The organism is Bifidobacterium sp. SO4 (assembly GCF_018555355.1).
GTDB lineage: Bacteria > Actinomycetota > Actinomycetes > Actinomycetales > Bifidobacteriaceae > Bifidobacterium > Bifidobacterium miconisargentati.
Genome location: NZ_JAFEJP010000013.1, coordinates 32235 through 55432 on the forward strand (window position 1 = coordinate 32235; position 23198 = coordinate 55432).

At 64.8% G+C, this 23198-nt stretch carries 15 protein-coding genes and 1 pseudogene; 7 read left to right on the plus strand and 9 right to left on the minus strand.

What is annotated here, in order from left to right; translation table 11 throughout:
* Window positions 1-86: 86 nt before the first annotated feature.
* Both JS536_RS08840 and JS536_RS08845 read left to right on the plus strand, forming a co-directional pair.
* Window positions 87-3707 (plus strand): PD-(D/E)XK nuclease family protein, encoded by a 3621-nt coding sequence (locus JS536_RS08840; protein ID WP_214356636.1) that lies wholly within the window; start codon window positions 87-89, stop codon window positions 3705-3707.
* Window positions 3704-8005: a UvrD-helicase domain-containing protein gene (locus JS536_RS08845; protein WP_214356637.1), complete on the plus strand. Its 4302-nt coding sequence runs from the start codon at window positions 3704-3706 to the stop codon at window positions 8003-8005. The genes JS536_RS08840 and JS536_RS08845 overlap by 4 nt, the downstream gene beginning before the upstream one ends.
* Before the next feature lie 134 nt (window positions 8006-8139).
* Here JS536_RS08845 and JS536_RS08850 read toward each other — a convergent pair whose 3' ends face one another.
* A complete protein-coding gene (locus JS536_RS08850; RefSeq protein WP_214356638.1) occupies window positions 8140-9066 on the minus strand; it encodes a GIY-YIG nuclease family protein in 927 nt (308 codons plus the stop codon).
* A 37-nt stretch (window positions 9067-9103) separates the two neighbouring features.
* Window positions 9104-10168, minus strand: a pseudogene (gene dnaA / locus JS536_RS08855) (chromosomal replication initiator protein DnaA); the annotation flags it as partial.
* A gap of 128 nt (window positions 10169-10296) precedes the next feature.
* On the opposite strand from dnaA, the gene dnaE reads away from it, so the two are divergent.
* Window positions 10297-13881, plus strand: a complete 3585-nt coding sequence (gene dnaE / locus JS536_RS08860; RefSeq protein ID WP_214356639.1) for a DNA polymerase III subunit alpha — start codon at window positions 10297-10299, stop codon at window positions 13879-13881.
* Window positions 13882-13951: 70 nt separating this feature from the next.
* Here the strand turns inward: dnaE and JS536_RS08865 are convergent, their stop codons facing one another.
* The 6 genes from JS536_RS08865 to JS536_RS08890 form a co-directional block, all read right to left on the minus strand.
* The gene (locus JS536_RS08865; protein WP_214356640.1) at window positions 13952-14845 is read right to left on the minus strand and encodes a DnaA/Hda family protein; all 894 of its coding nucleotides are present in this window, start codon (window positions 14843-14845) and stop codon (window positions 13952-13954) included.
* A gap of 108 nt (window positions 14846-14953) precedes the next feature.
* Entirely contained in the window at window positions 14954-15142 is a 189-nt protein-coding gene (locus JS536_RS08870) for a hypothetical protein (protein ID WP_214356641.1), read from the minus strand.
* The gene (locus JS536_RS08875; protein WP_214356642.1) at window positions 15099-15350 is read right to left on the minus strand and encodes a hypothetical protein; all 252 of its coding nucleotides are present in this window, start codon (window positions 15348-15350) and stop codon (window positions 15099-15101) included. Before JS536_RS08875 ends, JS536_RS08870 begins: the two co-directional genes overlap by 44 nt.
* 1 nt (window position 15351) lies before the next feature.
* Window positions 15352-16041 carry a hypothetical protein gene (locus JS536_RS08880; protein ID WP_214356643.1) on the minus strand — a complete coding sequence of 230 codons (690 nt, stop codon included), beginning with the start codon at window positions 16039-16041 and terminating at the stop codon, window positions 15352-15354.
* A gap of 88 nt (window positions 16042-16129) precedes the next feature.
* Window positions 16130-16591: a hypothetical protein gene (locus tag JS536_RS08885; RefSeq protein ID WP_214356644.1), complete on the minus strand. Its 462-nt coding sequence runs from the start codon at window positions 16589-16591 to the stop codon at window positions 16130-16132.
* Window positions 16592-16653: 62 nt separating this feature from the next.
* Window positions 16654-17448: a hypothetical protein gene (locus JS536_RS08890; RefSeq protein WP_214356645.1), complete on the minus strand. Its 795-nt coding sequence runs from the start codon at window positions 17446-17448 to the stop codon at window positions 16654-16656.
* Between the two features lie 215 nt (window positions 17449-17663).
* Between JS536_RS08890 and JS536_RS08895 the strand changes: the two genes are divergently transcribed.
* From JS536_RS08895 to JS536_RS08905, 3 genes are all read left to right on the plus strand, one after another.
* Window positions 17664-19028: a hypothetical protein gene (locus JS536_RS08895; protein WP_214356646.1), complete on the plus strand. Its 1365-nt coding sequence runs from the start codon at window positions 17664-17666 to the stop codon at window positions 19026-19028.
* Window positions 19025-19585 carry a hypothetical protein gene (locus tag JS536_RS08900; protein WP_214356647.1) on the plus strand — a complete coding sequence of 187 codons (561 nt, stop codon included), beginning with the start codon at window positions 19025-19027 and terminating at the stop codon, window positions 19583-19585. Before JS536_RS08895 ends, JS536_RS08900 begins: the two co-directional genes overlap by 4 nt.
* Before the next feature lie 114 nt (window positions 19586-19699).
* Window positions 19700-21928: a zinc-ribbon domain-containing protein gene (locus JS536_RS08905; RefSeq protein ID WP_214356648.1), complete on the plus strand. Its 2229-nt coding sequence runs from the start codon at window positions 19700-19702 to the stop codon at window positions 21926-21928.
* Here the strand turns inward: JS536_RS08905 and JS536_RS08910 are convergent.
* Window positions 21876-22184, minus strand: a complete 309-nt coding sequence (locus tag JS536_RS08910; protein ID WP_214356649.1) for a hypothetical protein — start codon at window positions 22182-22184, stop codon at window positions 21876-21878. The genes JS536_RS08905 and JS536_RS08910 overlap by 53 nt on opposite strands.
* A gap of 225 nt (window positions 22185-22409) precedes the next feature.
* Between JS536_RS08910 and JS536_RS08915 the strand changes: the two genes are divergently transcribed.
* Window positions 22410-23078, plus strand: a complete 669-nt coding sequence (locus tag JS536_RS08915; protein WP_214356650.1) for a hypothetical protein — start codon at window positions 22410-22412, stop codon at window positions 23076-23078.
* Window positions 23079-23198: the final 120 nt, after the last annotated feature.

The following is a 23198-nucleotide window of genomic DNA, read 5'->3' on the forward strand; positions in this document are numbered from 1 at the left end:
GAGGCGTCCGCTTGGGATGCGGGCCGTGTGGCGTGCCGTGCGGGTGTAGGTTTGTCGGTATCTGGTCTGGAGGGAATGGAGTTCCTATGACTGTCGGTGATGATGCGGCATTGAGGCCGCGTACGTTGGACGATCTCATCGGACGGGCCATCGGTGATATGGCCGCGGGCGGGGATGGTGAACGGTATGTGGTGCTCACTCCGGCCCGTCTGCGCCCGTATGTGGAGCGTCGCGCGTTGGAACTGCTGCGTGAACATCCTGCCGGGCGGCCTGGGGCGACGGTGGAGGTGCATTCGCCGTCGAGTCTGGTGCGTTCCGTGGTCGGCAACCATGCGGACAACGACCGGCCGGTGAGGTCGGTCACGGGTTTATTCGTGTTGCGTGCCGGGCTCGCCCGTCGCATGCGCCATGACACGACGGATGCGTTCCGCGAGGCTGGCGACGTGTTCGGTTCCATCGGCCAGTACGCGGACCAGCTGGTCGAGCTCGCCAACACGGGCGTCACGGGCACGGACGTGGGTTCCTTCGATTCGCAGCGTTTGAAGGCTGTCGGCCGGCTCATGGGGTATGTGGGCGAGGATTTCGGCCCGGATCCGGTCCTGGTCGGTGGCGGTGCCGTGAACGCCATGGATTGGGTGGAGCAGCTGGGTGGCCGCCTGCATGTCTATTTGTATGGGTTCGAGGATCCCGCGCCGGCCGAGGCCCGGCTTCTGGATGTGATGCGGCGTCATGCGCATGTCACTGCCGTGGCCGAGGACGGGTATCGGTCCGATGTCATGGCCGCCGTGCTCGGGGAGGAGCCGGTCGGTGATGGCTCCGTCGAATTGGCTGGCGGCAAGCCGTCTGACGGCAATTACCAGGTGCTGCCCGGCCTGATGTTCGAGCATGCGGATGACGGCCATGCGTCGGACCGGTTCCATGCCTTCTCCGCCTTGGACGAGACGGCGGAGCTCATGGCCGCCGCGGCCTTGGTCCGTGACCTGCTCAAGGGTGGGACTCCGTCTTCGGAGATTCTGGTCACGTCGCGTGATCTCGCGCCGTACCGGGCGATGCTGGGCGCGGTGTTCTCCCGTCGGGGCATCTCGATCAACGCGGTGCCCGTGGCGACTCTGGCCGACCAGCCGTTGGCCGTGTTCCTGTCCGATCTGATGGACGCGCGTCTGTACGCGGAGCTGCCCGATGCGGGGGTCGTGCTGCGCCTGTACCGCACCGGGTTGATCCGGGCGGACGAATACCGGGTGGAGCCCGACGAGCTGGACGCATTGGATGCGAGGCTGCGCGCGGAGGACCCGGCGTGGGTATGGAAGGACACGAGGGACAAGACGACAGGTCATGCGGTCCATGCGATCCGGGCGATGGTCAGGCTGGCCGGCCCCGTGTTCGCCCCGGAATGGCGGTACCGCGCCAAAAAGACCACGGTCCGCGAGGCCCTCGGAGCCATGGTCCGTTGCCTGGATGCACTGGGCGTCAGGATCATCCCGGTGCGGGACGATGGCGTTGACGGGAGGGCGGAGTCCGCGAAGCTGGTGTGGCGTGTGCTGATGGGCCAGTTCGACGAGTTGGCGGAACGGTTCGGCGACCTGCCGTTCGCGGATTTCCGTCCCACGTTCCGTGACAATCTCATGACCCTGCTGGCGAGCATGCCCGCGGGTGGTCTGCCGCCCGCGTCGAACGCGGTGGATGTGACCGGCTTCCCGACCCCGATGCGCCCGTACCGGCATGTGATCGTCCTAGGCTGCACCGAGACCGGTCTGCCGGCCGTCCCGCGCGAGACGGGCCTCCTGGATGATAGGGAGCGTCTGGCATTGGCCGGCCTGCTCGAGCATGAGGGGCGGCGGGTGGAGGCCGCGTGTCTCAGGGCGCGGTCGGTGCATGGCATGGCCCGACGCGAGATCCTCGCGTTCAACCGTGTGCTGCATGATGCGGGCGAGGTGACGTTCCTGTGCCCCAGGAGCACGGCCGGCACCGCGCAGGCCCTGTCTCGCCTCGTCTCCCGTCTCCTGCCCGGCGTGCCCGACGAGAAATACGCGGACTACAACCGTGAGCATCCCGACAAGCCCCGGACAAGACCCCGGACCATCGACGACCTGCCCGATGGGAATGCCAACGAGACCTCTAGGAACGCCGATGGCTCCGATAACGGGTCTGCCGAGAGCGGGAGGGACGATTCGTGGCTGGTGGCGCGCGACCGGTCCGGCATCACGTCGGAGACGGCCCTGAGCCTGTTCACCAAGCCGGGCCGCGGCAGGCGTCCGGTGATCGACGTGTCCGTCTCCACGATCGAGACGTATTATTCCAACCCGTTCGAGTTCTTCCTGACCAAGGGTCTGGGCTTGCAGGAGAACGACCCGTTCGGCCTGACACCGGCCATCAGGGGCTCGTTCTACCATGCCGTGCTCCAACGCGCGGTCGGTGTCACCATCGCGCTCGACCGGCTGCGCCGGAAGGCGGGCGAAACCGTAGACGAGGCCGAGGCGTTGCGGGGCGTACCCGCCGATTACCTGAACACCGACGGCACAGGCAAGGATCTACGCGCACTGATCGGGCTCCTGTCCGACCTGGAGTATGAGCCCGTCCCGTTCGACGGGTTGGAGATCCCCATGATCAGCTTGCTCAGGGAGAACCCGGAGTTCAGGGTATTGCAGTCCGGCAACCGCATGAAGGCCGTGCACGAGCAGCTCGTGAGCGACCTGCGCCTGTTCGCCACCCGTCTGCAGGCGACGTTCGAGGACTGGGAGAAGAACCTTCTGATCGACGGCAAGCCTGCCGGAGGCCTGACCGTGGCGGCGGAGTACACGGAACGCCAGTTCGGTGACATCGGCCGCACCAAGGGCGCATGGGAGCCGATCACCCATGTGATCGAGGTGCCGGACGGCGACGGGAAGGCCCGTGCAGTCACGGTGCGCATTCGCGGCAAGGTCGACCGTATCGACACGGTCTCGTGCGGCATGCCGGGCGGTTCGGGCTCGTTCGTCATCGACTACAAATCCTCGAATCACACACTCTTCCCCAAGGGCGACGGGTCGAAGGTGTACTACGGGCGCGAGCTGCAGCTGCTGACCTATGCGTACGCCGTGCTGCACCATACGGAACGGGACCATACGGCCGATTCGCCGGCACAAGCCCCGAGGTCGGTCATAGGCATGGCGTTTATGCCTATCGCCGTATCCGACTGGGTCAAAGCCAAGCCGGCCGACATGCATATCCATGAGTCGGCGGCCGGGGATGGCGGCCGGATGGCGTTGTTCGGCGGAGAACCGTCCGATGCGGACTCCATCGAGATGAGTCTGCCGGACAAGATCGCTGACATCCGGGACATGGGCTGCCTTGTCGGACCGTGGAGCGCGCGGCCGAAACCGGAGGGCAAAAGCAGGGGGTCCGTAACCTCGCTGCCCACGGCCGTCGTGGAGCCGGGAGAACTGGACGGTCTGTTGGACTACGTGCAGGCTCTCATCAAGGACGCCTGCTCACGGATCCTCATGGGCGACCTGCGGGTCAACCCGTATCTGAAGACGAAGGACGACGGAACCACCGAGGACGGCACCAAGTACAGCGATTTCAAGGACATCATGGCATTGGATCTCATCGACGGACTCGCCTGGCGCTACGAGACGCCCAGGACGCTTGATGATCTGGAACACGAGGCAGGGCAACATGCCTCGACCGCACACGATGGGATCACGGACGGAAACGGAGAGGAACAATGAGGGACGAAACGAGCCGGTCCGTGCCGGATGCCGGCAACCGGTATTTCATCAGCGCGTCCGCGGGCACGGGCAAGACCACGCGCCTGCTGCAGGACGTGATGATCGACCTGCTGGAACGCAGCCGTGACGATCGGGGAAACCCGGACCCGGGCGCGTCGATCCGCCAGTCGCTGATCGTCACGTTCACGATCGCCGCGTCCGAGGAACTGCGTTCGAAGCTGGACGCCAACCTGCGGTTCGCCATCGACTACGCGAAGACCGCCGAACAGTGGCTGCGGGCTCCCGAGGACCACCCCGAACCCTGTGACGGTGGCTTCCGTATCGGTGGTGACAAGGGTGATCTCGCCTTGATGATCAGGAGGAGCCCGGCGGACGCCCGGTTCGCCCAAACGGTGTTCTCCAAGGCGTTGGATGAGCTGCCGGCCGTGCAGATCAGCAGCATCGACGCTTTGAACAAGTACGTCGTGGACCGCAACGCCGACATGCTGGGCATCGACCCGGGTTACGCGATCATGGCGGACACGGCCATGCTGGGCCAGTTGCGCGGCCGCGTGCTCGACGACCTGTTCGAGCAATGGTACGACCCGGATTTCAGTCGTTCGGATATCATGCTCGGCGATCGTACGGTCACGGTGGATCATGCCGCGTTCCTGGATCTTCTGGACAACGTCGGCGGACCGCAGGAGGACGACAAGCTGCGCGTCGAGATGCTCGGACTGTACGATCAGGCCGAGTCCAAGCCGGAGGGCATGGCCTGGCTGGATGATTTGTCCTCCCTGTACCGGACGGGGTTCGCGGATCGTCGACCGCTGCAAGGAGCCAACCCGCTCATCGACCGTGCTGTCGATGATTGGCGAAGCCGCGTCGAGGCAGCTGGACGACAGGTGGCCGATTATCTCCGGGCCCTCGAGACCGGGCACAGCGGCCATCGGACGGCCGATGAACTGATGGCCTTCCCCGATCAGATGTTCAAGCCGCTGTTCGATGTCATCGATCGGGGCATCGCGGCATATGAGACCGGCACCTGGGACGAGTTCCGGGCTGCGCTCCTGCCGGCGAAGAGCATGCCCAAGCAGATTTTGAAGACGACGATTGCCTCCGGCGAGTTGTTCCCCTGGCTTGACAAGGAATCGGAGTCGGCTGCGGACGGTCGCGAACTGTTGAGGACAATCAAAAAGCTGGCCAGCGAACCATTGTCCTGGTGCGACCGGCCGGCCGTCCAGGTGGATGCGGTCGACGTGGTCGCCGCCCGTCGTATCGACACGTTGGCCGCGCTGGTCCGCCTGTTCGACGAGGCGTATACGGCCGAGAAGCGCAGGATGAAGGTCGCGGAGTTCTCTGACGTGACCCACTGGTGCGCCAAGGCGTTGGGCGTCGAGAGGGATCCGACCATCGACCCGAAGGCGGTCGATGCTGCGGTGGGGCGTCTGGCCGGCCAGTGGCGGTACGTGTATGTGGACGAGTGCCAGGACAACAACGCGGTGCAGAACGCGATCATCGACCGGATCGGCGAGCGGGCCGTCAAGGTCACGATGGTGGGCGACATCAAGCAGAGCATCTACGCTTTCCGGTATGCGCGGCCGGACGAGTTCCAACGCAAGAACGACGAGGTCGCCTTGAGCGCGCCGGAGCATATGCGCGTGTTGGAGGAGAATCATCGTTCGGTGCCGGAGATCCTGCATTTCGTCAACACGGTGTTCGACCGTCTCATGCGCCGTGACATGGGCGGCGCCGACTACACGCCTCTGGACGGCGGGCGGGATTCGGGGACGGGCGTGGCCTCGCACCGGTTCCGTATCCTGCCGCCGAAGGTGGAGGAGGGGGAGCCGCCGTACGGGTATCATCCCGACGCGGTCGAGCTGCTCGTGCGCACCAAGCTCGACGCGGGCTCCGGTCCGGATGATGAGGGCGGGGATGGCGGTGCCGTGATCCCGCGTGTGGCGACGGGACAGCAGCAGGTGGACATGATCGTGCGCCGCATCCGGTCGCTGATCGGCACGCCCATCCCGGGCGACAGGGACGGGAAACGGTACTCGGCCGGGGATATCGCGGTGCTGGCCCGGTCCAAGGGCCTGTTCGGGGAGCTGCATGACGCGCTCGTGCGCGCGGGCATCCCGGTCGAGGTCGATGGCGTGGGCGATTTCTACGCGAAACCCGAGATCCTGATCGCCCTGGACTGGCTGCGTGTGATCGACGACCCGCACATGGATACGCCCATGGTGGCCCTGCTGCGCGCGAACGGGTTCACGGACCAGGACCTGGCCTCCATGCGCGCCGCGGACCGGGACGGGGACGGCAGACCGTTGCGCAGCGGGTTCCTCGAACTCCTGGAGAAAAACCGGGACAGGCGGGACGTGGCCGGGTTCCTGAATCTGCTGGAGTCGTTGCGCGCTTATGCGGCCACGCATCCGGTCGACGAGCTCCTGTGGCACGTGTACGGGCGGACCCGTTGGCATGAGTACTGCGGTTTGCTGCCGGACGGCGCGAACCGTCAGGCCAACCTCGCGCAGCTGGCCGGCAAGGCGCGCGCGTTCGCGGACGCGGGGGAGCGGGGCGTGCGGGCGTTCCTCGACGCCGCGGACCGTTGGGCCGAATCCAAGGACAGCCAGGTCTCGGAGGAGACCGGAGCCTTGGCCACCCGGGACGCGGTGCATGTGACGACCATCCACCGGTCCAAGGGCCTGCAGTGGAAGGCCGTGATCCTCATGGACGCCCAGTCGAACCCGGTCAACGAGCGTAACCGGGCGAAATTCGAGGTCCTGTCCTCCGCCAAGCTCGGCGACGCGGCGGACCGTGCCCTGGCCGCGTGCGACCTCGTGGATACGGCCCATCAGGTCAAGGTGGCCACGTTCCAACGCGCCCTGCTGGTGGGCGAGGAACGCCGGGAGGACATCGGCGAACAGCTGCGCCTGCTGTACGTGGCCCTCACCCGCGCGGAGAAGAAGCTCATCATCGCCGGCACATGGACTCCCAAACACGGCAAGGACGACCCGGATGACGATTCCGGGATCGCAGACCTGGGTTCGTTCTGCGGGAAGATGACTATTTCCGCGGACGATCCGGATCGGGTCGATCCCGGGTGGGTCGCGGGCGGCTCGGTGTCCTACCTGGCCTGGATCCTCGCCGCGCTGCGGTTGGCCGCCGAACACACGCCGGACTTGGATCCCGGGACCCTGTTCAATCCCGCGGACCCCGAGTGCGCGGGCGGCACGGACACGTGGCGCGTGCGCATGCCGTCTGACCTGGGGCATGACCCGGTCGTCGCCGGACTCCCTGGCGAGCATGCCTTCACCGTGGTCTCCGACCATGAGCCGATCGACGTGACCTCGGTCACGCGGGCGGACGCCGAGGGCATGGAGTACGCGGACATGCGCCCGAGCGCGGAGAGGTTCCTCGACCCGGAGGCCGACCTGCCGGAACGCCATCCGGCCACGGTCAACGCCTCGGGCATACGCGACTGGATCCAGGACACGCGCACCGTCCCGGACACGACCGACGAAGCCGTCGTGTCCACGGAAGCCGACGACATCGACGACCAGACGGATGAACGAGATACGGACGGCCAGGGCGCTCATGACGCGGACCGCCTTGAGACGGGCGAACATGACGTTGACGGGCGGCGGTTCTCGTCCCTGCCTTTGCCGGACTTCATGGCCGGCGAGGGGGCGGGTCTCACGGCGTCCGAGCTCGGCACCGCGGTGCACAACGTCCTCGAACTGTTCGACTGGAGCGTTCCCGCGGACAGGGACCTGTGCGCCGGGGAGCTGCGCCGCGTGATACGCCTGCTCGACGAACGGGGCGTCATCTCCCATGCGGCCGCCGAACGCATCGGTTCCTCGCGCCTGTTCGCGGGCATGCTCTGGTTCACGTCCGGCACCGGTGAGGGCGTCGGACGGCTCTCGGACGGCATCCGCCGTCACCGTGACCGCCTGTTCCGCGAGGCCCCGTTCGCCCTGCTGGCCACGGCCGACCAGGCGCGGATCCTCATGGGCGAGACGCCCACGGGCAAGGACGACGAGGACGAGCGCGTGGTGCGTGGCGTCATCGACGGCTACTACGTGGACGACGAGCACAGGCGTATCGTGCTGTTCGATTACAAGACTGACCGGGTCAGGCGCGAGGAACGGCAGGACGATGAGTTCGGGCTCGAGCAATGGGAGGAACGCCTCCATGACGAGTACTACGGGCAGCAGGCGCTCTACGCCCAGGCCCTCGCCGACCTCTATCCGGGCTACAAGGTCACGAGACGCTGGCTCGTCGGCCTGTCCGGCCATCGGCTCATCGACGTGACGCGGTAGCTGTCCCCGAGTCAACCGTTCCGGGTCCCTCCAATCGGAGGATGCCGATCCGATAGGCGGAACCGGGACGGTGGGAATCATGACGGTTCCTGTTTCCTGTCATAGGTGACGTCTATGGCAGGAAACAGGAAACGTCAGTTGGCGTTCAAGCCGAATTCGCGGGTTCCGAGCTTGTCCTTGTACAGGTTCTCCATTCCGACGACCTGGTCCGTGGATAGACCACTGTCCAGTACACGGAGCACCGAATACCGCAGATTCCGCTCATATCCTTCGCCGCCGCGGTTCAGCAGGTCCACGAGCAGTTTGTTGCCGCCGTCCCCGGAGCCTCCGCGTCCTTGGGTGTGCGCATACGTGCTCCAGCGCTGCCACAGTCCCTCACCGCCATAGGCGGATCCTACGTACTGCTTCCCGCTTGCCGTGTCGGTGACGAGATAGATGGCGCTGACCTGGCTCATGGCATCGTAATAGGCGCTGTAGTAGTCGGGGTCCTCGATGATGTCGGACAGCTTGTCGAATCCGAGTATGAGATCGTCGAACCCGGGGAAGGTGGGTTTCGTCCGTTCGATCGAGACGATCGGCTTGTCGACCGTACCCTTCCAAGCCAAACTTCTAAAAGAGCCCCAATCTATTGTGAGCCTGTTCTCATATTCGGCGAGCAGATCGAGGCGCTCCAATATGTAGAAGTCGTTTTTCCCGTAGTTGGATTCCTCGATGGGGTAGCCATCAGGAAGCATGCCTTTCTCCAGCTTCGTCCACCCATCCATCCGGTACAGGGCGACGAGTCTGGTGGTCGATTGCTCCCCGGCGAATACCATCCAATAGCGATGAGTCTGGCCGAACGTGAACTTCGGTTTCATTTCGGCGGTGCATTCATCCAGGAAACCTTGGTTGACGTATTTTCTCGTGATCGCCGTGGAATGCCGTATGAGCATCACGTCATTGGGGTCCAGCCCGATTTTCCTGATGAGATCGATCGTTCCCAGTCTCATGCCTGTCCTTTCAGCCGAATGAGTCTTGTATTCCATCATCTCATGCCGTTTGCTCGATGTCGTGGCCAGCACATGAGGACACCGTCCGGTTGACGGGCGAACGGGCGGATCAGTCGCTGCTGCTCCGCTTGAGGCGCACGGTGAGCTCCATGACGTAGTTGTAGATCTCCTGCTTCTGCTGCATCTCGTCGCTCACGCGCGTGTAGGCGTGCATCACCGTGGTGTGGTCGCGGCCGCCGAACACCTCGCCGATGTCGAGCAGGCTCATGCTGGTCATCTCACGGGCGAGGTACATGGCGATCTGGCGGGCCAAAGCCACGTTCCTGGTACACGAACGGCCCACGAGATCGTCGAACGTCAGATGGAAGTACTTGGCGACCTGTCCGATGATGTCGGTGAGCTTGATCTCCACGTCGGTGGTGAAGAAGTCCTGGAGGGTCTGTTCGGCCAGGGCCCGGGTGACGGGCTGGTTGCTCAGGGAGGCGACGGCGGTCACGCGGGTCAGGGCGCCTTCGAGCTCGCGGATGTTCTCCGTGAAGCGTTCGGCGATCAGGTCGAGCACGTCGTTGGGGATCTTGGACCCGTTCATCGACGCGATCATCCTCAGGATGGCGATGCGGGTCTCCAGGTCCGGCGGCTTGACGTCAACGGTCAGACCCGATTCGAAGCGGGAGATGAGGCGCGCCTCGAAGCCCTTGAGGTTCTTGGGGGCGACGTCGGAGGCGATGACGATGCGCTTGTTGGCCTGGTGCAGGGAGTTGAACGTGTGGAAGAACTGGTCGAGGGTCGCTTCCTTGCCGCCGAGGAACTGGATGTCGTCGATGAGCAGCACGTCGACCTGGCGGTAGCGTCGGTTGAATTCGGCGATCTGGCCCTGGCTCTGGTTGGGGTTCTGCAGGGCGTCGATGAATTCGTTGGTGAATTCCTCGCTGGTGACGTACCGGACCTTCAAACCGGGGTCCTTGACGAGCGCGTAGTTGCCGATGGCGTTGAGCAGGTGGGTCTTGCCCAGACCGGAACCGCCGTAGATACACAGGGGGTTGAAATCCCGGCCGCCGCGTTCTCTGGCCACGGCCAGGGCGCACGCCCTTGCAAACCGATTCGAGTCGCCCGGCACGAACGAATCGAACGTGAAGTTCCTATCGAGATGGGTTACCGGATCGATGTCCTCCCGCATGGCGTTCTCCTTCCTGACGTGTGCACGCCCCGTATCGGCGGGGCGTCGGTTCCACCATCGCAGTCTCCCATCGTGTCCGGTAGATATGTACCGGACACTGTGGTCGGGGCATACGGTTCGGGGTCATGGGCCAGACTGGAGACTTCGTGCATCTGCACAACCACACGCATTACTCGCTGCTCGACGGCGCGTCGAGGATCCCGAACCTGGTGGACCGGGTCCGGGAGCTGGGCATGCCGGCGGTGGGCATCACCGACCACGGCAACATGCACGGCGCGTACGAACTGTGGCGCACCGCCGCCAACCGGGGCGTCAAGCCGGTCATCGGCATCGAGGCGTACGTGACGCCGGAGACCTCACGAAAGGATCCCGCCAAGGTCTCATGGGACACCGACTGGAACCCCGAACTGGACGGGAAGCACCGCCGCCGCAACCCGGACGACGTGTCCGGCGGCGGCTGGTACACGCACCTGACCATGTGGGCGGAGAACGACCAGGGGCTCTCCAACCTCATCAAGGCATCCTCGATCGCGAACCTCGAGGGAAGAGTGGCGAAATACCCGCGTATGGATAAGGAGGTCCTGTCCACCTACTCGAAGGGCGTGATCGCGTCGTCGGGTTGTCCGTCGGGCATCATCCAGACCCGTTTGCGTTTGGGGCAGTTCGATGAGGCGTTGCGTGCGGCGGGCGAGTTCCAGGACATCTTCGGCCGGGATAATTTCTTCATCGAGCTCATGGACCATGGCCTGAAGATCGAGACGCAGGTGACCCGTGATCTCCTGGACATCGCGAGGAAGCTGGACGCGCCCTTGTTGGCGACGAATGATTCGCATTACGTGCATGCGGAGGACGCGGGCGCGCAGGACGCGATGCTGTGCATCAACTCGGGTTCCCGTTTGGATGATCCGGACCGGTTCAAGTTCGACGGCACGGGCTATTTCATCAAATCGGCGGATGAGATGCGCGACCTGTTCAGGGAGTTGCCCGAGGCGTGCGACAATACGTTGCGTATCGCGGAGCGGTGCAATGTGATGTTCGACGATCACGAGGACGGGGCGTTCATGCCGAAGTTCCCGTGCCCGGAGGGTTGGGACGAGACGAGCCTGTTCCTGAAGAAGGTCGAGGAGGGCCTGGAGAAGCGGTACGACGGGCATCCGCCCCTGGAGGTGTTGAAGCAGGCGGATTACGAGTGCGGCGTGATCTGCCAGATGCAGTTCTGCGGCTACTTCCTGGTGGTCGCCGACTACATCCAGTGGGCGAAGGACCACGGGATCATGGTGGGTCCGGGCCGTGGTTCGGCGGCAGGCGCGATGGTCGCCTACGCGATGGGCATCACCGAGTTGGACCCGTTGAAGCACGGTCTGATCTTCGAACGCTTTTTGAACCCGGAGCGCGTGAGCCTGCCTGATATCGATGTGGATTTCGATCCGGAGGGCCGTGGCCGTGTGATCGAGTACTGCGGCGAGAAGTACGGGACGGACAAGGTCGCGCAGTGCGTGATCTACGGCACCATCAAGACCAAACAGGCGCTGAAGGACTCCGCACGCATCATGGGCTACGAATTCTCCGTGGGCGACGCCATCACCAAGGCATTGCCGCCATCCGAGACCGGCGGCAAGGACATCAGTTTGCACGATGTCTTCGACCCACAGGCGAAACGCTACGCGGAGGCGCAGGAATTCCGCGACCTCTACACCGCGGATCCCACGGCCAGGGCCGTCATCGACAAGGCCTCCACCATCGAGGGCCTGATCCGCCAGACCGGGGTGCATGCGTGCGCGACGATCATGGGCTCGACCCCGATCACGGATACGTCCCCGTTGCTGGAACGTACCGACGGCACCATCACCACCACGTTCGAGTACCACACCTGCGAGACCCTGGGCCTGGTCAAGATGGACTTCCTCGGTTTGTCGAACCTGGCCATCATCCGTGACACGTTGCGCAACATCGAGGCGAACGGCAAGCCCGCCATCGACTACACCAGGATCCCGTTGGACGACAAGCCCACCTACGAGTTGCTGTCCCGCGGCGACACTTTGGGTGTGTTCCAGCTCGATTCCGACGGCATTCGGTCGCTCCTGAAGGCCATGAGGCCGACCTGCTTCAACGACGTGTCCGCATTGATCGCCCTGTACCGGCCCGGTCCCATGGGCGTGGACTCGCACACCAAGTACGCCCGGCGCAAGAACGGGCTCGAGCCGATCGAACCCATCCACCCGGAACTGGACGAACCATTGCGTCCGGTATTGGACGAGACCTACGGGCTGATCATCTACCAGGAGCAGGTGCAGTCCGCCGCGCGTATCCTGGCTGGCTACTCGCTGGGCAAGGCCGACGTGCTCTGGCGCGCCATGGGCAAGAAGAAGCCCGAGGTATTGGCCAAGGAGAAGATTCCGTTCTTCGCCGGCATGAAAGCGCACAGCTACTCCGAACAGGCCGCGGAGACCATCTGGGAGATTCTCAAACCGTTCTCCGAATACGCCTTCAACAAGGCGCACTCCGCCGCCTACGGGCTCATCTCCTACTGGACCGCGTACCTGAAGACCCATTACCCGGTCGAGTTCATGGCCGCCCTCCTGCAGGCGGCGGCAGGCAACAAGACCAAGACCGCGCTCTACCTGGGCGAGGCGAGACGCATGGGCATCCAGGTGCTCTCCCCGGACATCAACGAATCCGCGTACGAGTACACCGCCGTCGGCGACCGCATCCGCTTCGGCCTGGGAGCCATCCGCAACGTGGGCGCCAAGGCCGTGGCCGACATCATCGCCGAACGCGAGGGCCCGGACGGGGCGTACCGGGGGTTCCCGGACTTCATCCGCCGTGTCCCCCTGAACGTGCTCAACCGTCAGCTGGTCGAATCGCTCGTGAAGGCCGGCGCGTTCGACTCGACCGACCCATGCCGGCGGGCCCTCGATCTCATTCGGGACACTGCCATCGACTCGATGGTGAGCCTGAAACGCAAGCAGGCCGAAGGCCAGTTCGACCTCTTCGCCGACTGGGAAGACGACGACCCGATGGCCACGGTCGACCCCACCATCACCATCCCCGACGTGGCCGAATGGGACAGGAAGACCAAGCTCGATTATGAGCGCGGGATGTTGGGCCTGTACGTGTCCGACCACCCGCTCTCCGGCATGCAATCCGTGCTCGCGGGTCTCAGGGAGATGTCCATCGCGCATTTGATCGACCGTGCCGGGGCCATGCCCGAGGGTCAGCAGGTCACGCTCGCCGGGCTCGTGACAGGCGTGGACCGCCGCGTCTCCAGGAAGGGCAACCCGTGGGCCATCGTCACCATCGAGGACATGGAAAGCAGCATCCAATGCCTGCTGTTCGGCCGCGTCTGGCAGGACGCGGCCACACGGCTCGCCACGGACGACATCATCCAGGTCAGGGGCCGCGTGGAGACGCGCGACGAGACCGTGACCCTCAGGACCACCGGCATCGAGTTCCCCTCGATTGAAACCGGCGACGGGAAACCCCTGACCATCGTCATCCCGGCCGAGGCCGCCACGCGGGAACGCATGGAACGGCTCGGACGGATCCTCGCCCGATATCCCGGCGTCAGCGAGACCAGGCTCGCGTTGATCGGCCATGACGGTGACGCGCGGGTGCTCACGTTCGGCGACCGGTACCGGGTCGGACGGGACACGGGACTGTATGCCGAACTCAAGGCCGTCTTCGGCCCCCACTGCCTGCCCGGCGCATGAGCCTGGTACACAAATGGTTGTGCCCCGCATCCTTCGGGATACGGGGCACAACCATGTTTCGGATCGTTTTTCAGAACGATAGCTTGACGGTGATCGCAACCGGCCGGGAATGGTCGTCGTCCGTTTCGACGGGCATGGGATCGGGGACGATCCCATCGGCCCGGGACGTGGTTACGGATTCGGGGCATCCAGCGTCTGGCTTGTCGGTCGCGAGGAGCGGTCTGACGCGGTCAAGCGTGATCGAGGGCCATTGCCTTGATTGGACGAGGATGCGGATCAGCGCTCTTTTCATGCGTCCTATGTCATGGGGATACCGTTCGGCCACATGGACGAACACGTCGTCGGGCACATCGGCCATGAACTGGTTCGCCAGCCGCAGCAGGATTGCCATGCGGGTGGCCAGCTCCGGCTCCCTCACCTCCACGGGAATGAAATCCATGAACGCCTGCCGCGTACGCGCGTCGATGTCGCCCAGTCGTCTCGCCGGGACGTTGGCCGTCGCGATGATGCGTTTGCCCGAGCGTAGCAATCGCTGTACGGCATTGCCGAACTCCCTGAGGACCGTGGCGCTGCGGCCTACCTTGTCGACGTCGTCGAACAGCAGCAGGTCTGGTCTGGCGTATGCCGAACGGAACGTATCGATGTCGGCGGGGACGGTGCTCCCGAGCGCCATGGCGCATGCCGTGTTGAACCGTTCGGCCGTGACGTACAGCACGCTGGTCCCGCATCCGGCGGCGAGCAGGTCATTGCCTATCGCGTTGAGCAGATGGGTCTTGCCCAGTCCGTTTCCGCCATACAGGAACAGCCCTCGACCATTGGCTCCCGTCCGGCCGGCGAGCGATGCCTGTTCGAACGCGGCCCGGTTGGACGTGTTCACCACGAAATCCTCGAACGTCAGGCTCCTGTCCGGCCAGGCATCAACGCCGCCGACGTCACGTCTTTCATGTCTCTTCATGTAGTCCATGCCCGCCAATGTACGGGCATGCACATCAGCCCGGTAGATATCTACCGGGCCGGGCCGGCAGCCGGCAGCCGCGCCATCGAGTCACCACATCCTCGCGGGCGGCCATCGTCACCCGTTCGCGGCGAGGATGTAGTCGATCTCCTCTTCGGTCCAGTCTCGGCCGATGTCCTCCTGCATGTGCAGTACCTCGTCGCGCGTGGTCACGTGCCCCTGCCCGCGCAGGATTCGCACGGTGAACGCAGCGAGACCGGCGTCACCGGTCCTCGGGTCGTACAGTCCCTTGAGCTGCTTGGTCATGGTCTTCCCCTTCCGCTGTTCCGTTCGCGGCCAGGATGCCCGCGATCTCCTCCTCGGTCCACTCGCGGCCGGCGCGCTCCTGCATGGCCAGCACCTCGTCGCGCGTGGTGATGTGCCCCTTGGCCCGGCGCATGAGGCGCACGGTCATGACGGCCAGCCCGTAGGCGCCGTCCTTGGGATCCCACAATCCCTCCAACTGCCTTTCCATATCAGTCCTTTCCTCCGTTTCCGTATTCCGTTCCGTGGTCTGTGGCGTCCGGCGTCTCCTGTCCGTCGGGCCAGTGGTCGAACCATGCGAGCAGCCGTTCCGTGGATTCCGGGCTCCAGTCGGCCATGCGGGGGCCTTCGAAGTCCCGGTTGTAGGGGTGGTCGAACACGACGACGTGCTGGCCCGCCCGGCGTAGGGCGGTGATGTTGGCGGGGGAGTCGTCGATGTGGACGGTGGCCTGCATGCTGTCCTTCAGTCCGGTGAAGCACAGGGACATGTACGGGATGCCCTGCTCGTCGAGCCAGCAGGCCGTGTCGGAGACGACCATGCGATGCTGGCCCGAGACGAACAGCCGGTGGGTGACGATCCTGATGTACACGTGCGCTCCGGCCAGCGTCCGCAGCGCCTCGGCGACTCCGGGCAGGGGTTTCATACGCGCGTACAGGTGGTCGAGTTCGGCATCCCTGTGCGCCTCGAAGTATCCGGCGGGCGTGGTGAACGGCCACCCCTCGTTCTCGTACAGGCTGTACCGTTCCTCGCCGGGATGCGAGTCCGCTGCCATGCGGCCGGTCCTGACGAGGAAGTCGCGCAACGCGCCCGTGTAGTCGGCGCACACGCCGTCGAGGTCCAGGTTCAGCACCCGGTAGCCGGTGACGCCCACCCTCTGGCCGAGGTATTCGTCCGGAATCATGCCGTTCCGCTCCTTGCATGTGGCGTCCGGGGCCTTTCCCCGGACGCCTGTCGTTTTCCTTGTTGCCTACGTCAACCGGACAACCCGGTTACTTGCCGTCCTCCGGCGTGTCGCGGCGGAAGGGGTCGGGCAGCGGGTCGTCGCCCTCCTCGCCGATGCGTCCCCATTCGAGCAGCTGGAAGCGGGCGGGGATGTCGCCGGCGCGGATGTCCCAGGCGATCTCCATCGAGGGCGAGTTGCGCGACAGGGTCCGGGCGAGGTAGCCGATGTTGGCCGAGAAGTGGCGCAGGCAGTAGTACCAGGTGTGGATCTCGTCGCAGCCCGGGTCCCAGCAGTAGGCGCGGATGTAGTACTCCGGCGTATCCGTGCAGATGTCGGCCTCGTCCTGCTCGTTGAAGTACTGGCACACCCTTCCCTCGCGGCCCCAGTCGTCCGGGTCCGGCGGGAAGTCGATGTCCCCGACGTCCGGATCCGTATCGTTTGCTTCCGTGACGCTGACGGCGGTCTGCGCGCCGCGTACGCGGGTCGCGTCCATGATGCCCAATGGCATTGTGGCTCTTCCTTTCCTTGTTTTCTCCGCCGGTGATGGCGGATCGGTTTATCGTGCTGGTGTCAGCGGGCCTGTCCGGCCGTGTAATCCTCGCGGTTCTCGGCGCGCAGCCGTTCGGCGGCCTCGAGGACGGGACGCCAGCGGGGCGAGTCGCGTTCGAGGAGCACGGCCCGCAGACGCCGGGAGTCCTGTTCCAGTCGGCGCAGGGTCTCCTCCTCGCTGCGCGGCTTGTCGTCCGGATCCCGTCGCGCGGATTGGGAGTAGGACTCGCGACGTTGGACGGTGATGTCCACGAGCCGGCCCGGTTTGCCGTCCCCGTCCTCGGGTTTCAGGACCAGCCTCGTGTCCGAAGCGACGGGGTAGAGCAGGCCCGTGCGGCGTTCCGCGACCGCGTACAGGTAGGGGACCGGTTCGGCCTCGCCCTCGCGGATGAGCAGTCCGGCATGCTCGGCCTCGGCCGTGCTGACCACCCAGTCCACGCTCTCGATACGCACGGCGACGGGCTCGTCCGGATCCGCGCGGTCCAGTCGGAGCCTGGTGTGCGACTGGTAGTCGCCGTGCAGGATCTGGGCGCGCACGTAGCGCACGTCGAACATGCGGCGCACGGGAAGACCGTGCTCGTATTCGACCTGCCCGTACCGGGTGACCAGCACCGGCAGCTGGAACCGGCAGTTCCACGTTCCGTTCTCGTCACGCCGGGGCAGGCGGAAGCGCATGACCTCGAACTGCAGACCCAGGTCACGGTTGATCCTCGCCAGGTCCTGCAGGAACTCGTCCATGCGGCCCGGGGCGAGACCCGCCTCCATGACCCGCGCCTCCTCCGCCCCGGCTTTTCCATATGCCCCGTAGTCCGTCATCACATGCTCCTCTCGTATCCGTGGCACGGACCGTTTCGCCATGCCTCCCATCGGCTTCTGATCGCTGTAACCGGACAACCCCGGCACGACACGCCCGGAAGGGGCTGATCATGCGGCGACACGCCGTCCCGACCGGCCAAATGGAGGGTTGTCCGGTTAACGCATGCAGATGCAAGGAACACGGGACCCCGCGGGGTCCGGAAAGGAACGGTCACATGGACGCGCAAGAGGCGGCTGGCCTGTACACGTACCGGATCAGATGGTCCGAACCACTGCTGGAATACGTCATCGACTGCGACGAGTACACGCCTCATTACGTCAGGCACGCGGACGCGGAATACCTGCTGGACTACACCAGGAACACGGTGCGCGAAAACACGGCAAGGAACCACGAGGACGGCCTGCCCATCCACCGGCCGGAGCGTCCACGCCAGTCTGCGGACATCACCCGCCGATGCCTGGAACGCGCCATGATGCTCGCCGCAGGCCATGAGCCGGACGATTCCAGGACGGACGAGTTCCGCCCGTGGGAACGGGAGGTCCTCGGGATCGCGGCCGGACTGGGGGAAGAGGACTGGACCATGTCGCGCAACATGGTCGAACTGTCCGACGCGAAACTCAAAACGAGACTGGACGACACCTTCATCATGCTGCACGCCATGCTGATCGCCGAATCGGCCGAAGCCCTCGCCCAAGGCGACATGGGGCAGGCCGAAGCATTGGACCGGGCCCGGCTGGCGTTGGGCGAATCGTATCTGGGAATCGGGCCGCACGACCGGCGCAAGATGATCGCGTGCACGGACCGGTACCTGCACCTGATCGCCCGTCGCGCGCTCGATCTCGGTTTCCAACCGGACGTCCATATTCCACCGGACGAAGCCACGGCCATGCGGCTGCTGGCCGCCGACCCGCGATTCCGGTACGCGGGCCTGCGCCGCGCGACCCGCCGCAGGCGCCCGTGGGCCGGTCCGCTGGCGGACATGCCACGGGGATGGATGATCCGTTTCGGGCCCGAACTCATGGACGACATGCAGCAGGTCATCGACCTCGGTTTGCGTGGTTTCGGCATCGACCAGGTCAAGGAGAAGTGGGGCGGCCTGCGCGTCCTGTTCGACGACGACCCGATCGACTGGACCACCGGCCTGGAACGCCCCGCACGATGGATGGACCTGGCCGGGCTCATGCGCGAACTGCTGGACCTGTACGAGACGCTCTCGACGTGCACGTGCATCCGATGCGGCTCCCAATACCGGGTGCGCGCCAGTGCGGGACGTTGGATCGAACCCGTATGCCGCCGCTGCGCGCATGCCCGGGCCACCGGCAGGCGCGGCGCGCCCCCGGCCAAGAGCGAGTGGAAACGGATGCGGCCACTGGACTGCGGGGAGCCGCTCGCCGCATGGGCCGACGGAAACCACGCGAGGCTCCTCGGGGACGGGCGTCTCCGTGGTTTGCACATCCGCACGCTGCTGGAACAGTGCGACCGGGAACAGGCGGGATACGCCGATACCGGCAACGGAACCCCGCAAAGCCACGGTCCGGACGAAACACAGGACCGCACCATCGGAAGGAAGGAATCATGAACGACAAGGACACGACCATGGACGCACCTGACGAGACCCCGCTCCTGGACCAGCTACTGCAGGACGGGCTGACGGACCGGGACACGATCCGGCAGATCACCGGGCATTCGATGTTCCGCCGGGTACGCCCGTATCTCGACCACCGGATGACCATGCGCAACCGGAGCCGGAACGTCGAACCGATCGAACGATACGACTACGACATGGAACCGGCGTGGATGATCCTGCTCAGCCCCCGGTTCGGGGGACGCTGGTTCACGCTCGACAAGCGCATGCGCCTGCTCGCCGACGCGACCCCGCTTCACTGGCGGTTCGCGCTCGAATCCATGCGGCGCGTGTTCGTGTCCGTGCACGTGCGCGGCGGCAGCAAGGAATTCGGCTGCAACCAGGAATACCATCACCTGTTCGCCGGCGCCCTCAACGCCCTGGACACGGGAGGCCCGGAACTCCTGGACATACTCCTGCACCTGGCCACGCTCGTGCCCGATACCGGCGGGCGCCTGCACGTCACGCCCGACGGATTCGACGTGACCTACCCGAACACCACAAGCCACTGACCGGCCAAAACCAATGATTCCCAAGGGCAACCGGCGTTTCGCCGGCCGCATATCGGCTAGAACGGTGTGCGTCGGCATCGCCGGCTCCCCGGGAGAGAGGAAAGGAAGACCCTGATGAGATACTGCACCGAATGCGGGGCCGGCAACGAGCCGGACTCGAAGCACTGCATCATGTGCGGCGCGCCACTGGACACCACGCCATCCCAGCCGGCCGCGACGTCTGCGGCCCATACCGGGTCCGGGCCGCAGGCGGAATCCGGCGGGGACACCCGCACACTGCATGACATGCCGGCACCGTCATCGCATGGCGGTCCCGCGACCGCGGTCCCGGGACCGGTGCCCATGCCGCCCGTGGGCGGGACGCCCAAGCCCGCGCCCGTATCCGACGGGACGGGGGATGCGACGGCCGTCGCGGCCGTGAGGCCGGACCGCAGGCGCGCGATCATCATCGCGATCCTGGCGGCGGTGCTCGCCATATGCGTGGTCGTGGCCGGCGTCGCGGCGTGGAACGTGTTCGGACCGAAGACCGTGCCCGAGATCAGCGTGACGACCGCGTCCGACGCGGTGTCGCAATTGGAGGGACGCGGGTTCAAGGTCGTCAGGAAAAAGCAGTACGACGGGGCCAAGAAAGGCTCCTACCTGGGTCTCGACGGCGTGAAGGCCGGGGACAGGGTCTCCCCGGGCCAGCCGGTCACGGTCCTCGAATCCGCCGGCCCCGGCGTGCCCCAGGGCACGGTCGGCATGACCGCCAGCCAGGCCGAACAGTCCCTGTCGACCATGGGCGTGACCGTCACCGAGCACGAGGTCGTCTCCGACAAGCCCGGCCACGTGGCCATCACCACGCCCGCCGACGGAGACCCGGTCACCGACGTCGAGGACGGCATCCACCTGGGAGTCGGCATCGAAGGCGAAGGCATCCCCGTCGAAATCGCCGGACAGTACATGGACGACGCGCAAAGCGCACTCGAGGACAAGGGCTACACGGTCACCATGGAACCCCGATTCTCCAGCCGCCAATACCTCGGCAAGATCGTCGGCGCCAACCCAGCCATCGGACTGAAGACCGACGTCAAGGACGTGACCCTCTACTACGGGGTCGACGCGTCCAAACGGTATGAAGTGCTCACGGAGGCCAAGGACGCCAACGGCACCAAGACCGTGCTCGCCACCCGCGCCGACCGGCTCACCGGTGAATACTGCACCGACGGTGGAGACTGCCTCACCCTGTCCGAATCGGACTCGACCTCGGCCTCCGTCACCGGAGCCATCGCGATGAGCGACGGCAAGGACTCCACGGACGTCAAGCTCTGCCCCTACTCGCAGAACGCGCCCTGGGGATGCACGCCAAGCAACCAGACCGACGACGAATTCACCAAGACGTACATGAAGAATTGGCTCATCTCCGGCGACACCGGCGGCTTCGAACTGCACGCCGGCGACGGATTCCCCTCCTGCGGCGACACCGTGTTCTACTCAGGTGGCGGCGTCATGGGATACCACTGCGACAACGGGACCGTGGCCGACGGCATGGGCACCAGCACCGGACTGACCTACAAGCCGGACGAATTCCTGCTCTACATGCCCGTCGACGCCAACCTCAAGACCCTCGAATCCGACGGCTACTTCGACGGGAAGACCACGTACACGCCCGACAAGGACCGTCCCTACATCATCCGACGCGACAACGCGAAGTACAAGCCCGTGGACGCCACCGCGACCGGAGCGAAACCGTTCATCCCCAACGAAACCAGCAAGGCCGTCGCCTTCAAGGACGCGCCCGACAAGGACAACGTCTACTACCTCGTCGAGAAACCCGTGGACTGGACCCTCATCGACGGCACCACCGTCGACAAGGCCAAGTCGAAGGCTGAGACGAAGACAGAGGGCGCCGGTTCCACGGAGACGGAGACCAAGCAGGACGACCAGGCCATGGCCCGGCTCGCCGGCACCTACATGATGCAGCCGCCGATGGGCACCTGGCATTCAGCCATGGTCATCAAGGCGGACGGCACGTTCGCGGGAGTCTACAACCCCGGCGGCATGGGAGGCGGCCCCACCAAGTTCACCGGCAGATTCACCAACCTGACCGCGAAGGACGACGGCACCTACACCATGGACTGCGAAGACTACACGATCACGGAAGGCGATAACGGCGACGCCACCGGACTGAGCCCCTGCGGCTCGTTCGCATGGCATCCCAAAGGCTCCGAGGCGTCCCTCATGACCGACCACGCCCGCGGTTGGCTCTCCTACGACACCCCATCCAGCGGGCCCCTGCCCAGGGACGCCATCACCAACCTCGGATCCGAGCAGGAAACCACCTTCGAAAAACAGGAATCCTGAACGGAACGAAGATAGTGCTCGGTGAGGCCTGGAAGCTCGGGAATTGTATACGCGAGATCATATAGGTCAGCCCATCTGACAGCGCCGTGGTGGTTTTTCCGGGAAAAGTTCCAATGATGGACGGGATGATGAAAACGGCCGCGGCCATCGCTACCGCAATGATGATGGCCGCGGCCTGGCCGCGTGCGATATTCATCGCTACACGACGGCCACCGACAGCGACAAAGCGTTCTGATTGTGCAACGAAACAGGTCATGTCACGGAGTATTCCTCCTAGTCCGGGTCCTCCGGCAGATCCACGAATTTGGATATGGCACTTTGGAATCCGAGGTGGAAGGTCATGGTCGGGCCGTTCTGGTTCATTGCGTGCGCCGCGATGGCGTTCCCTCTCTTATGTGTGGCGTCCCTAGGACTTGTCCTGACCATCTCCCCCTAGTATGGATTGACGACGATGGTTTCACCGGCCGACAGGAGGGACAAGATGGAATCCTACGAGCTTGACGAACTGCGCAGCAAGCTGGACAGCATGGAATTCCATCTGAACAGTCTCGAAGCGGCGAACCAACAACTGTCCATAACGATGACGGACCTCACTCAAAGGCTCGACGAGATCGGCCGTCGCGACCGTGACTTCCAGTACGCGATGTGGATCCAGACCGACGACGGGAAACGCTACAAGCAGTGGATCGATACCTGGCGTCCGACATGGAAGGAATTCCTCACCCTCAGGGAGGTCACGGAGCGGGAACGCCGCCGGTATGCGTTGGAGGCGACCCGTGCGGCCGGTTTCGAACGGAAACCGGAATGGACGGAATACCGGGAGCGGGAGAAGAACCCCATCAAACGTCTGGTGGGACACACCCCGTGGCGCGAGGAGTACGAAAAGGACCTGCGACGATGGCAGGAGACGTATGACGCCGCCATCAAACCATTGCCTCACGCCTCGTTCTTCGTGGAAGGCGGCCGGGGCGTGGTCAAGCAAGCCGAAGACACGTACAAGGCGGTCGATGCCGCCATCAAGGACGGCCGCTATGCAACCATCAGGGAGCTCATCGGCGCGACCATGCCATCATTCGTGTACCGGTATGATGCGCAGGTGCCCGACGCGCTGCCTGGTGTCGCCACGTGGCTGCGGGAACACCGAAAGTAACTCAGCCGTCGGGCCTCGAACATTCGCGAAATCCGGCAAACCCCCGAAAACAAGGGTGAACACTCGGTGAACGCGGCTGTCCGAAAAATGGCGTAAATTAGATTAGGTCACACAAGGGTG

What these genes read in the sequence shown, in the direction of transcription:
- JS536_RS08840 (WP_214356636.1), top strand. Translation starts at nt 87, where the DNA reads ATGACTGTCGGTGATGATGCGGCATTGAGGCCGCGTACGTTGGACGAT.
- JS536_RS08845 (WP_214356637.1), top strand. Translation starts at nt 3,704, where the DNA reads ATGAGGGACGAAACGAGCCGGTCCGTGCCGGATGCCGGCAACCGGTAT.
- dnaE (WP_214356639.1), top strand. Translation starts at nt 10,297, where the DNA reads ATGGGCCAGACTGGAGACTTCGTGCATCTGCACAACCACACGCATTAC.
- JS536_RS08865 (WP_214356640.1), bottom strand. Translation starts at nt 14,845, where the DNA reads ATGGACTACATGAAGAGACATGAAAGACGTGACGTCGGCGGCGTTGAT.
- JS536_RS08870 (WP_214356641.1), bottom strand. Translation starts at nt 15,142, where the DNA reads ATGACCAAGCAGCTCAAGGGACTGTACGACCCGAGGACCGGTGACGCC.
- JS536_RS08875 (WP_214356642.1), bottom strand. Translation starts at nt 15,350, where the DNA reads ATGGAAAGGCAGTTGGAGGGATTGTGGGATCCCAAGGACGGCGCCTAC.
- JS536_RS08880 (WP_214356643.1), bottom strand. Translation starts at nt 16,041, where the DNA reads ATGATTCCGGACGAATACCTCGGCCAGAGGGTGGGCGTCACCGGCTAC.
- JS536_RS08885 (WP_214356644.1), bottom strand. Translation starts at nt 16,591, where the DNA reads ATGCCATTGGGCATCATGGACGCGACCCGCGTACGCGGCGCGCAGACC.
- JS536_RS08890 (WP_214356645.1), bottom strand. Translation starts at nt 17,448, where the DNA reads ATGACGGACTACGGGGCATATGGAAAAGCCGGGGCGGAGGAGGCGCGG.
- JS536_RS08895 (WP_214356646.1), top strand. Translation starts at nt 17,664, where the DNA reads ATGGACGCGCAAGAGGCGGCTGGCCTGTACACGTACCGGATCAGATGG.
- JS536_RS08900 (WP_214356647.1), top strand. Translation starts at nt 19,025, where the DNA reads ATGAACGACAAGGACACGACCATGGACGCACCTGACGAGACCCCGCTC.
- JS536_RS08905 (WP_214356648.1), top strand. Translation starts at nt 19,700, where the DNA reads ATGAGATACTGCACCGAATGCGGGGCCGGCAACGAGCCGGACTCGAAG.
- JS536_RS08910 (WP_214356649.1), bottom strand. Translation starts at nt 22,184, where the DNA reads ATGACCTGTTTCGTTGCACAATCAGAACGCTTTGTCGCTGTCGGTGGC.
- JS536_RS08915 (WP_214356650.1), top strand. Translation starts at nt 22,410, where the DNA reads ATGGAATCCTACGAGCTTGACGAACTGCGCAGCAAGCTGGACAGCATG.